Source organism: Winogradskyella schleiferi, from assembly GCF_013394655.1.
Lineage (GTDB): Bacteria > Bacteroidota > Bacteroidia > Flavobacteriales > Flavobacteriaceae > Winogradskyella > Winogradskyella schleiferi.
Map to the genome: position 1 here is coordinate 2,660,849 of NZ_CP053351.1, position 12,403 is coordinate 2,673,251.

The 12,403-nt window shown below is 33.1% G+C and carries 10 protein-coding genes and 1 pseudogene; 8 read left to right on the plus strand and 3 right to left on the minus strand.

The features are described 5' to 3' along the window. From HM990_RS11515 to HM990_RS11535, 5 genes are all read left to right on the plus strand, one after another. On the plus strand, nucleotides 1-807 hold the full coding sequence (locus HM990_RS11515; RefSeq protein ID WP_178989078.1) for a DUF3822 family protein: 807 nt from the start codon (nucleotides 1-3) through the stop codon (nucleotides 805-807). Further along, a complete protein-coding gene (gene rsmD, locus HM990_RS11520) occupies nucleotides 807-1,343 on the plus strand; it encodes a 16S rRNA (guanine(966)-N(2))-methyltransferase RsmD (protein ID WP_178989079.1) in 537 nt (178 codons plus the stop codon). The genes HM990_RS11515 and rsmD overlap by 1 nt, the downstream gene beginning before the upstream one ends. A 140-nt stretch (nucleotides 1,344-1,483) precedes the next feature. Beyond that, nucleotides 1,484-2,248 (plus strand): hypothetical protein, encoded by a 765-nt coding sequence (locus tag HM990_RS11525; protein WP_178989080.1) that lies wholly within the window; start codon nucleotides 1,484-1,486, stop codon nucleotides 2,246-2,248. A 294-nt stretch (nucleotides 2,249-2,542) separates the two neighbouring features. Continuing rightward, nucleotides 2,543-6,505, plus strand: coding sequence for an AsmA family protein (locus tag HM990_RS11530; RefSeq protein ID WP_178989081.1), 3,963 nt, complete (start codon nucleotides 2,543-2,545; stop codon nucleotides 6,503-6,505). A 208-nt stretch (nucleotides 6,506-6,713) separates the two neighbouring features. Beyond that, nucleotides 6,714-7,253, plus strand: a complete 540-nt coding sequence (locus HM990_RS11535; protein WP_178989082.1) for a hypothetical protein — start codon at nucleotides 6,714-6,716, stop codon at nucleotides 7,251-7,253. Between the two features lie 85 nt (nucleotides 7,254-7,338). Here HM990_RS11535 and HM990_RS11540 read toward each other — a convergent pair whose 3' ends face one another. Further along, nucleotides 7,339-7,992, minus strand: a complete 654-nt coding sequence (locus HM990_RS11540) for a GNAT family N-acetyltransferase (protein WP_178989083.1) — start codon at nucleotides 7,990-7,992, stop codon at nucleotides 7,339-7,341. A 150-nt stretch (nucleotides 7,993-8,142) separates the two neighbouring features. Here HM990_RS11540 and HM990_RS11545 point away from each other — a divergent pair, with 150 nt between their 5' ends. After that, the gene (locus HM990_RS11545; protein WP_178989084.1) at nucleotides 8,143-8,547 is read left to right on the plus strand and encodes a hypothetical protein; all 405 of its coding nucleotides are present in this window, start codon (nucleotides 8,143-8,145) and stop codon (nucleotides 8,545-8,547) included. Here the strand turns inward: HM990_RS11545 and HM990_RS11550 are convergent. Beyond that, nucleotides 8,544-9,500, minus strand: a complete 957-nt coding sequence (locus tag HM990_RS11550) for a lipid A deacylase LpxR family protein (RefSeq protein ID WP_178989085.1) — start codon at nucleotides 9,498-9,500, stop codon at nucleotides 8,544-8,546. The genes HM990_RS11545 and HM990_RS11550 overlap by 4 nt on opposite strands. A 149-nt stretch (nucleotides 9,501-9,649) precedes the next feature. On the opposite strand from HM990_RS11550, the gene HM990_RS11555 reads away from it, so the two are divergent. After that, nucleotides 9,650-10,438 (plus strand): energy transducer TonB, encoded by a 789-nt coding sequence (locus HM990_RS11555; protein WP_178989086.1) that lies wholly within the window; start codon nucleotides 9,650-9,652, stop codon nucleotides 10,436-10,438. A 47-nt stretch (nucleotides 10,439-10,485) separates the two neighbouring features. Here the strand turns inward: HM990_RS11555 and HM990_RS11560 are convergent. Next, a pseudogene (locus HM990_RS11560) lies at nucleotides 10,486-11,456 on the minus strand (IS110 family transposase). Between the two features lie 386 nt (nucleotides 11,457-11,842). On the opposite strand from HM990_RS11560, the gene HM990_RS11565 reads away from it, so the two are divergent. Next, nucleotides 11,843-12,370 carry a Crp/Fnr family transcriptional regulator gene (locus HM990_RS11565; RefSeq protein WP_178989087.1) on the plus strand — a complete coding sequence of 176 codons (528 nt, stop codon included), beginning with the start codon at nucleotides 11,843-11,845 and terminating at the stop codon, nucleotides 12,368-12,370. The last annotated feature ends 33 nt before the right edge of the window (nucleotides 12,371-12,403 follow it).

The following is a 12,403-nucleotide window of genomic DNA, read 5'->3' on the forward strand; positions in this document are numbered from 1 at the left end:
TTGAAAATAAACGTAATTAAAGAACTGTCCATTCAAATTAATTTGAATGGGCTTTCTTTTTGTATTCTAAATAAAACTAACCATACCATTGAATTTCTCAAATCCATTGCCTTTGAGCAAAAACTTAATCCTGTTGAAGTTCTCAATCGTTTAAAAACAGAGCTAAGCAGTAATACCGTTTTTTCTCAAGATTTCAATGCTGTTTTAGTGATTCACCAAAATGAATTGGCAACCTTAGTGCCAGAACAATTATATGATGCAGCACATAAAGTTGATTATTTGAAATTTAACTCAAAAATTCTGGGTAACGATTTTATTACGGAAGATGAAATTCCTGTAAATAAAAGCGTGAATGTTTATGTGCCCTATGTAAATATCAATAATTATATTTTTGACACCTTTGGTGAGTTTGTGTATAAACATTCATCTAGCATCCTTATTGATTCGCTTTTACAACATACTGAAACCAAAGAAGCGCCAATTATTCACATTCATGTCAATAAAAGCACCATTGAATTGTTGGTCATAAAAAATGGCAAACTGCAGCTCTTTAATGTATTTGAATACCATAGTAAAGAAGATTTTACCTATTATGTTCTATTCGTATTTGAGCAATTAAATTTAGATGTTGAAACTACTGCAGTCGAATTGAGTGGACAAATAGACAATGATGATGAACTCTTTAAGATTCTTTACATGTACGTGAGACATGTAAGTTTTATTGAAAAAAAATATAGTTTTGATATTACTGCAGAAACGGCCCCAAGCCACTTACACCAACACTATTTAATTTTAAATTCCTTTTAATGCGTATTATCTCTGGATTGTATAAAGGCAGACGAATTACAGCTCCTAAAAAATTACCCGTGAGGCCAACAACAGATATGGCGAAAGAAGCGTTGTTCAATATCTTGAACAATCAGTACTATTTTGATGATATCTCGGTTTTGGATTTGTTCTCTGGCACAGGTAACATCAGCTATGAGTTTGCATCGAGAGGCACAGAACAAATTACTGCTGTGGATGCTAATTATGGCTGTATAAAATTCATCAATGAAACTGCTGAAGCTTTTGAAATGCCTATCAATACTATCAAAAGTGATGTGTTTAAGTTTTTAGAAAAATCAAATCAAAAACATACAATCATATTCGCTGATCCGCCTTACGATTTCGATGTTGAAGCGTTTTCTAAAATTCCAGAATTGATATTTGAAAATGGACAATTAGAAGATGAAGGGTTATTGATTGTGGAACATTCGAAACATACCGACTTAAGTTATTTAGAAAACTATTCCCATTCTAAAAGTTATGGAGGAAATGCGTTTAGTTTTTTTCAAAATTAATTGATTATCAGTTTTGTAGCTGAATTCTGAATTAAATATTTTTACTACATTTATAAGCCTTGACAGAATATTCTGTTATTATTTCTACGTCTTATTCTATGATTGTTATGGTTAAAGCTATTAATTAAAACCAAACAATTATGAAAATTTTAAAAAAAGGGATTTTAATCCTATCCATTGCATTATTTGCTTTCAATTTCTCAAATGCTCAAGACGAGCAACCAACCATGTTTGTGGTACACACAGACAATGTGAAATTTGAAATGATGCCCAAGTACGAAGAAATCGCTCTAAAGTTTAAACAAAGTTGCGAAGAAAATGACATGAAGGATATGAGCTGGACCACTATCTCTGTTGAAGACGGCCGTTATGTCTATGTTTCACCTATTAAGAACATGGCTGATTTAGACACAAATCCTATGCAAGGTTTAGCCCAAAAAATGGGAAAAGAAAAAATGGGAAAAATGTTTGATGACATGGACGAATGCTATGACTCCCATAGCGATGCCATAATACATTATGTACCTAAACTTTCATTTATACCAGAAGGCTATAGTACAAAAGATAAAAATCACAGAGAATACCATTTTCTATATTACGCTCCTAAAAATGAAGCAGAAATGCGTGATGCTTTGGGCAAAGTAAAGGATATGTACAAAACAAAAGATTCAAAGGCTGGATACGAAGTTTATAAAAGTGGCTTTGGCAGTGATGAAAACTATTTTATGGTGGCCATAGCAGGAACAGATGGACTAGAAATAGAAAAAGGAGGAGAAGAAAACAAGAAGCTTTTAGGAAATGAGCAAGAAGCTGCACTTTGGGAGGTCATAAAATTAGCCACTAAGTATGATAAAGTAGAAGCCACTATTCGACCAGAACTGAGCTACTATCCGTCAAACGAATAAGCTCTAAATAACGTTGTAGTTTCAAAATTTACTCAAATGTCCCTTCAAGTGTTTCGATAAAAAAGTCGGAAAACTTGAAGGGACTTTAATTTACGCTTATAGTTCCAACAGCACTTGGTTTTGATGAAGTCAGCAAAACCAAATTTAAGTGCTTCAAGTCTAGGACGAAAATCACAAAAGCTTCACTTAGTATATTAAAGCGTATGTACAAATTCAACTTTCCACATATTAAAGTATTTAGCCCGTTACATTTTCAATTCAAAAATTCTTCTTAATTTCCCGTAAAATTCTACGTTGGAAACCCCTAAACCCAAACACAAAAAAACGACTTCCCAAAAATGGAGGAAGCGGATAATTGTTACGGTTTTGATTATTGTTTTAGTCCCAACGACGCTATTTACCATAGGTTGGCTCAACAGAGACACCATTATTGACGTATTGCAAGATTGGTATCTCGAAAACAATTCTGGGACGTTAACTATAGGCGAAGTGAATGCTAGTTTTATAAGCGGTTTTCCAAACGTCGGGTTCACTTTGAAAGACATCAAACATTCCAATACTGATTCAATTTCAGATAAATTCTCCAATATTGAAATCGAAGAAGCCAAAATAGTTATTGGCGCAGGTAATCTGTTACGCGGTAATATTAAGTTTGAAAATATAACGATTAAAAATGCCGTCATCGCTTCGGAAGTCATTTCTGAAAAGTCTTTAGCTTACCACGAGCTATTAAAATATGACAAAGAAAACAAGCAACGGAAAGGCATACAAATGCCGAAATGGTTGCATGAGGATGGTGTCATTTTTTTGTTGGAAAATGTAAAATACGTTACTAAAGACAGTATTCTAAACAAGAATTTTGACTTAGATATCCATAAAATTGAAGGATCTTATAAAAAAGATGCGCTCCAGCTCCATGGAAACCTCAACATGAACTTAACAGTTAATGAATTAGGGTTTAACACTAAAAAAGGTACTTATTTTAATGGAGCCCATGTTTCAGGACAGCCTGATTTTACAATAAATTTAGAAAAAGATATCATTTCGGTACCCGAATTTTTATTTAAAGTCGATGAACAGAATTTTAACTTAATTGCAAGTTTTGACTTGGTGGATGGCAATCAATATGATTTTAAACTTCAAAATTCAAACACTGATTTTAATGCTCTCAAAGGCTTATTGTCAGATAATATCGTTACAAAAATAGAAAAATACGATATAGAAAAACCCATCGAAACCAATCTGCATCTCTTTGGAAACTTCGCTTATGGCAGTAATCCCAATATTGAAGTCGATTTTTCTACCGATAGCAATACAGTTACTATTAAAGAAAAGATACAGCTTAAAAACTTAGCTTTCAAAGGTCACTTAACCAATGAGATTTATACAACGGATAGTTTGAAAAGCGCTAAAAAATCTGCCAAAGATTTAAAAATAACATTTAATCATTTTAAAGCCAATTTGGATGATATTAAAGTTGATCTTGATAATTCTTACTTTCAGAGCACACCAGAAGCGCTGAACTTTATAGAAGCCAATATTAATTTAAACGGAAGCAATGAAGCATTGGCAAAACTAATTGAAACCGATAATTTTGATTTTCAAGGTGGAACGTTTCGGTTCAATGCTATTATTTCTGGAGACATTCCCTCGACTCGGCAATTTGTTGATAAAGCGACCGGCAAATTCAAATTAAAAGACACTCGGGTTATTCTCAAAAAAAATGGATTACAATTACCAATCCAGTCCATTGACCTAGCATTGAATAGAGAAAACTCCACATTGCGAAAATTAATTATCAACTTTCCAAATGGCGAGGATTTAGTACTTAAAGGCCAACTTAAAAATATCTCTGGCCTTTTGTCTAAAAATCCAGAAATCCCAACCACAAGTAATATTTCATTCGATTCTGAACAGTTAAATATTAATGACCTTATTGCGTTGTCGAAAAAATTCATGCCAAAATCCAGGAAACATATTGATAACCGAAAAAATCTACATGAAATCTTAGAAGCTGTCTATACCCAATTCCATCCTAGTTTCGAAATAAATGTGGATGAATTAACCTATAACGATGTGACCATATATGATCACAAATCCCAAATAGATTTAGTGGATTCCAAAACCATTCAACTGTGGAATTTTGATTTCAATTATTTAGATGCACGTACCAACTTAAAAGGAAGCGTTGTTGTCCCAGAACCCGAAAGTAATTTACGGGATGCCATTTATATTAATGCCGACGCCACGTCTAACGGAGACATTACTGTATTTCAGAACCTGTTTGACATTCAACTTTTTAGATTCGATGCTGGTAATTATCAGTTTTCTGGACATGTAAAAGGCAACGTTCGGAACTTTGATGAAATTCTTAACTCGGCACAAGGTGATTTCAATTTGCTCAACACAAAGCTCCATTATGAACCCGCAAAAATGGACATTGCTATCGATTCTTTGGCCCTTTTTGTTGATAATTCTGATATGCAGCTCAAGAAATTCAATTTAGAAATCGGAGAAGTTTACCCAATGAAACTCAATGGAAAAATTGAGAATTTCCCAAGTTTCTTGATGGAAAATGTAAAAGATTCCGGTTCAATTTTTTTAAAAATTTCTGCACCCTTTATTAATGGCGACACATTGTTGACTACCATAAGTTCACTAAAGGATGAAAAAAAATTAAACCATTCCAAAAAACAAAGGGATCTATACCAAGTTTTTAAGGATGTTAATAAATTCAATCCTAAAATTGAATTGGAAATTGACACGCTCAAATACAAGGATTTAATTACGGAAAACGTAGAAGCATTGGTCTATTTTGAAAATGATTCCATCTTAAAACTGAACAATCTAAAACTTAAATATAAACAAACAACGGCTAATATTAGCGGTGAAGTCAATGCACATACCAACCAACTGGATTCGTTGAACCAGAATCCCTTTCACTTGGATTTTTTGGTAGATGTAAAAGGTAAATCCGAAGATTTGAATGCCTATTTTAATACTAGAAACTTCATATTTAAAACTGGTGATTTTGAATTTAAAGGACGATATAAAGCACAGTCTGAAAATCTTAACATTTTGAAATCCACAGGTTTTGGTGATTTAAAAATTAGCCATTCACTCGTCGATTATAAAACGGCTGCACTGCAAATCCCTGTGGATAGTTTACATTTGGAAATCGATAACGACGTTGCCAGGCTCAAAAGGCTCGATATCGATTTACCAGGTAAGAGTTCGGTATATTTTTCGGGTTCAATTAATCAATTTTCCAATTTCATCGATAATACACAAGATGGCAAACTTCGTAGCTCGTATTTCTCTATTTATTCACCCTATTTAAATTCATTGGATATTAAAGAATTTTTAGCGAATTCAGCTTCCAAAACAGAAAAAACAAAAGACAAAGAACCGAACCTGCAAAAATTCAGGGAGGCCTTGGTTGGGATCAACACTTCTTTTTATCCAAAGGTAAACGTTACCATTGACACATTAAGACACGAGGACTTGGATTTAACCGATTTTGGTTTGGATCTTTTGTTTGACAACAGTGGAAATTTTAAAATTAAAGATACACACCTTAATTTTTATGGTGGCTCGCTAACAATGAATATTGATTTCGGAATGACCAATGAAACCAATATTCCTGTAAATATTGTGATGAACGCAAATGCTATTGACTTGCACGAATTGGTAACAAGATTCGATTATTTTAATGATGAGGCTTTAAAAAACACGGATAAGATTGCGGGTCATCTTAATATTAATATCGATGCAACTGGCGAATTAAAAAATGATGGCGGCCTGAACATGAATTCCCTGAATGGCAGAATGCATTTTGAATTATCGGATTTTGAACTGTATAATTACACACCTGTGATGGAAAATTCGTTTCTGATGAAAGACGAACGGTTTGAGAAATTATCTTTTAGACCTATTATTCAAACTTTTGAAATCGTTAATGGTGAACTTATTATTCCAAGAACCGAGATCCAATCCTCGGCTATTCATTTATTTGCAGAAGGTCGATTTAAGTTTGATGAATATATTAATATTTGGCTTTCTTTACCATGGAAAAACCTAAAAAGCAATGATGGATTAACGTTACCTAAAAAAACCACATACGAAGATGCTGGTGCCAAATTTTACGTGCAATTATTACAGGATAAAACCGAAGAAAAAGATAAGGATAAAAAGCTGGATGTTAAGATAAGATTGAGCAACAGGAAGTTGCGAAAGATGAAACAAAATCGGGAGTAGAGATTGCCTAGTAGGTTTTTTATTGCTAAGACAGAAACAACCAAGCCTTCAAAGCAACAGTCTTATAACTTGGGAAGTTTAAAGTGAGAAACATCGCCAAATATAAATGCCAAAAATGAGCGATGTTATATAGCTAATTCATTCATAAAAATAATTATTTATATATTTACCTCCAATACCTACTTATAAATTAGACAATTATACCATTATGAAACCCAAATCACACTACGTATTCACGTTATTACTTGTCCTTATTTTTACCGCTTGTTCACCTGAGGATAACACTACCATTCCAGAAGATACCAACGAATTTATTTTTGATGGAGTCACATATCCTTTAACAACCGCAATAATCATTGACGAAAACACATCAGCAACTAATCCAAGCCCTATAAAAATAAGTCTGTGGAATAAAACCAGTTCAGAAGCTACTGGCAACGGAGATTTGGAGGATATTGCCCTTGTAAACTTCGAAATAGAAGATACAAACCTACATGTCACCAACTATACTGATATTGAAGTTTATGATATTTCAATTAACGGATTTATCGTGAATAGTGAATTTTCACCAGGAACAATACTTCTATCTAACGATGATTCAGAAGCTGATACCTTTGCCCAATCTAGTTCTGTAAACATTACCAATTTCACAGCATACAATATTGTGTTTACGTTTACATTTATGAGAAATGACGGCCAAGTAATTAGTGGTAGTTATGATGGTAATTATCTTCTTCCGAGCAATTGATTAAAATTGCAGTTTAATCCGTATTTCAGTTTTGAAATCCGAATTACATATGAAATTTAAGAGTTCAGGTACGTGATTGATGTATTCAACTTATAACATCTTTCGAATATTGTTCTATCATTTCCTTAGGTACTTCTTCAAAAATCACCATTCTATTAAACAAAAACCATTTTTCAGTTCGAAGCAGATAAGGCTCAAATCCTGAACGCTGACAACCTTTAAGTGAAGGGATATTGTTTGTGGCAACAAACATTATTAAACTTCTTACGCCTAAATCTTGTGCTTTTTTGGCAATTTTGGACAATGTTGCTGGCATAATTCCTTTTCTTCTATACATTGGAATAGTAAAAACACTTTCTACCAGAGCTTCATCGTCTTCTAAAACAGGAAATGCATTTCCCCAAAACTCCTGTATTTTATTATTTTGATCGGAGCCTATAACCCATTGTCGGTGACAAGGCGTACCAGCAATGGTCGTTGCTATATAGCAGGTCGGAATTTCTTTTTCAATTAGACCATCATTTTGTAAATCCATTGAAAAGTGCTCAAGATCACCCGCTTTAAAAGGTCTTATAGCAACTTCTATTTGTGCTTCGGGACTTTGAAATTCCATATTCAAATCACGTTTTAAGCCAAAAGTTTTATTTGTTGATGAAATCCGTTTAGAAATACCGTTTATCATAAATTTCAACTCGCCTTTTTTGATTAAATGAAAAATTCTGAGCATACTGTTTTTCATATAATTGAAGTTTAATTTTATGATTGACAAGCTATAACAATAATATTAATTGAGAACTAAGTTATCATTTAATCAATTAACATAAAACTTTTTCATTAACCCTCTCTATTTTTTAATTATCTTAATCCCACTAACCAATCAACTAGAACCATGAAAAATGTATTAGCCACTATCGTTGGGATTATTGTTGCAGGCATAACTGTTCATATATTTGAATCCTTAATAGGTCATAATTTATTTCCACTTCCAGAAGGTGCAGACCCTTCGAACATGGAATGGATAAAAAACAACATGGACCAAATACCAATGGGTTCTAAAATCTTTGTTGTTATCGGACACTTTGCAGGTATTGTAATTGGTATGTTTGTCGCAGCCAAAATTTCCAAAACAAGTATAATACCTTCTTATATTGCTGGCGGCCTAATGCTTTTGGCAACTCTTTTTACTGTATTTATGTTGCCTAAAGACTTATGGTTTAGTGTTGCTGATTGTGTATTGGCAATTGTAGGATTCTTAGTTGGAAAATCTCTAGCTTCCAAACAAATAGAAATCTAAAACGTAAATCCAATCCGAATGCCTCCCCATTTTGCGGATGCACCTGTTTTGAATTCCTTAGTAATTGCAGATCTGGTATATTCGAAATAAAGTGTTTTGGTTTTTAGAACCAACCCATAATTGTAATGCGCTGTAAAACGCTCTAAATCGTGAGATGAAATAGTATAAGGACTTTTGTTGTTAAATAGTCCTCCTTGAAGGGAAGCGTCGTAACCAATTACATTTAATGCAGGTTGTCCATATAAGTAAACTTGGAAATTATTTTTATTTTTTGGGTTAGTAAATGCCGAATTCAAAATGCCAAGTTGCATGTTGATACCTACAGAAACGTTGGTAAATAAGCTGCCTAATTGTGCTGAAGCATTGGCCTGTAATCCGAATAAATTATTGAAACGATAAACTCGCTTTTCAAAATCTATTCTATAATTAATTATTACATCATTCTTAATCTGATTGTCCCAACCTCTTGGAATTTTAGTGCCTGTAGCTTCATGAATTCCAACTTGCATTTCCTTTCCAAAGGCAGCAGGACCAATTAAGCCAAGACTAAAGGTTTGTGACATTCTGGTTTTACGAATGGTATCCGTGGCTATTGTAAAACCTTTTAGCATAATCGTTGCGGCAAAAGGTCGGTCTCCGATTTGGATCAGTTCACTAGCATAATTGTTTGGCGTAAAACCAATATGCTCAATGGAGAGTCCGTATTTGGTTGAAACATCTTTTGGTTTAAAAAACAGATGATTGATCGGGTTCTTTTCTAAACTTGGTAATACCAATTCAAAATTATAACCTTGTGTATAGTTTTCATCTGTGGCAGCAAAATAATCATTATCGTAATGAAACCTGAAATAGCTATCTTTTTCGATATTTCGAAATGAAACGGTATTATCTATTTTTTGGGCCAACAGACTTAATGGAAGTAAAAAAAGTAACCAGATTAATTTTATTCTCATATTTATACTTACGAGATTTGATCATAATAAGTTTCAGCATTACAAATTAAATATGCTAACTTTACTGAAAACACTCAAGAGGATAATACTATAGCGAAATAACGTTGTTGTCCTTGTTAAAGTAACTTTATTTTGGTGTTAGCATACATATGAAAAGAACATTGAGTATCATAATATTATTGGTTTCTACATTTGGTTTCGCTACCGAACAAATTCCTGATATTTTGATATGGAAAAATGACACAATTTCTTTACATAGCAATCCATTAGGTTCATATCCGAAATTAGACGAATTGAATTTATTTGGCGACGAAGATGCTGGATATTCGACTGCTTGTTGGAGAGAATATATTGCAGAGTGGAAAATTATTGAGAATAAACTTTACTTATCAAATATCTATAGTTGTGATTATTCCTATTCAGAAAATAAAATCAAAGCTGATTTGAAAAAATTATTTCCAACAGAATATGACAATGGAATGGTATTAGCAAATTGGCATCCTGGTAAACTATCAGTTCCGAATGGAAAATTAATAAATAGAGAATTTAAAATCTATGAATCAGAATGGGTATTAGGAATTAGAAAAGGAAAAGTCATAAATGAAAAGAAATTCGACAATTCAGAATCTCACATCTCAATCTATACTCAAAACCAAGAGAGTTTGAATGATTTCATTTCAAAGAATATAAATTGGAATGATATACCTCATTTAGAAAAAGGTAATCATATAGTTTATGGACTCATAAAGTCTGGAAATTTAAAAACGGAATTTAGCGTAGAAATAAAATCAAGGACAGAGTACAAAGAATTAGAAAAAGAAGCTTTACGAATACTAAAATCACTACCTGAATTTGATTTTTACATTAAAGCAGGCGAAGTAATTAATGTAGCTTATACAATACCAATAATGTTTAATGAAGAATACAGACCGAAATAAATACGTATGCTAACAAAGTACTGTGCTAAAAAACAAGTAAAATTCTATTAATTTTTCACTAACATACTTTTATAGTCGTTGTCAAATATCAATCCCGATTTTGCGATAGCAAAAGCTTGTTTTAAGAGCTTATTACATACTGCGATTAAAGCCAATTTTTTACTCTTTCCCTTGACTACTATTCGCTCAAAAATAGCTCTACATGCTTTATTGTATTTACATGCTGTAAAACTGCACATAAATAATAAATTCCGGAGTTTTTGATTGCCCATTTTACTTATTCGTGGACGTCCTTTTACACTACTCCCACTTTGCCTTATTACTGGTGTAAGTCCGGCATAACTACATAGTTCACTTGCGCTTGAAAAACGTTCAAAACCACCTGTTAGAACTATTAGCATAATGGCGGTCTTTCTACCGATTCCAGGTATCGTTTTTATACGTGTAAATAAATCTTGATGTGTCTCTTTTACCAAAATCAACAACTTAGCCTCTAAGGTTTTCATCTCTTTATCAAGCTGTTTTAAACTTCGTTTCAATGATCTCAAAACAGCTTTGCTTGGTTCTCCTAAACAGATTCCCCATGTAATTTGTTCTTTATCACAGTACGTTGCTTTGTGTATACTGAAAGGGTTCTGACGATCTGGAGACATTCCTGTACCTCTTTTGAGTTGCCTTTCCAAAGTTTTAAATCTACTTCCTGAGCATAATCACAAATGAGTTTTGAATCGCTCTTATCCGTCTTAACTTTTGATAGTCCCATCTGGATAAAGCGTTTCACTGACAATGGATTTTCTACCGATACTTTTATACCCAATTCTAGCAAATGATACGCTAACTGATAATGGTAATAACCTGTAGCTTCCATCACACAATGGCTGTTCGAATTCAAGAGTTTTGCAAACTTTTTAAAGCCCGATAACTTGTTCTTGAACTGATGGTAATTACCATCAGAGTCTGTAACATCAAAAACCAAATGACTGATGTCAATCCCAAAATATTTAATATCTTTATTCATAAGAAAATGTTTTTTTTGAAAGGACAATCTACGCGAGTTTCAACGACTTAAAATCGAGGTCTAAAGCCTCATACCTGCCCGTCCGTTCAGGCGGGGAACTGTTCGAAACTGCGAAAGAAAAGAGAGGGGATTTTCAATGTTGACGAGATCTAAAGTCTCTGCGTGTATATTAACCTTATTCCTCTCTTTTGTCTTTTCTGATTTATGCTCTAATTTAATGAATTGTAAACTTAAGCCGTGTATAATTAATTGCTTTGGCAAGTGCTTATTTGGAAAATTCCTTCGGAATTTTCTCGCGTTCGTTTTTGTTTATTAAATTAGTTGCTGAAACACACAACTAACCATACACAACACCGTTGTGCATAATTATGACCCGTCCTGAATAAATGTTTGATGAAATTTTTAAAAATACTGGTAACACAAAGAGGTTCTCAAAAGGAGCTATTCTTCAAAATGCCGGTCAAAAATTTGCCAAGGCATTTTATGTAAAAAAAGGCCTTTTAAAAAGTTATATTATAGATGAAAAAGGAAAAGAACATATTTTTATGTTTGCCTCTGAAGGCTGGATCGCCTCAGATATAGAATCCCAAGCCTTTAATAATGAAACAATACTTTTTATAGAAGCTATTGAAATCTCAGAAGTCGTAATCGTAGATGTCAATAATTTTTCTCAATCAGAAAAAAACATGAATGAGTTTCAATCAATTTTAGAAGCATTAACAAAAAGAATAGGTGTTATGCAAAGACGTATTTTATCGTTAATGAGTGCGTCAGCTAGAGAGCGCTATGAATACTTTCTGCAAACATATCCAGAACTACCCAATCGAATACCTCAAAAAATGATTGCATCCTATCTTGGAATTACGCCCGAAGCCTTGAGTACTATAAGAAACAAGATTACCAAAAAGGATTAAGCACTTCACTTTTATTTATTAATATAGATTAAG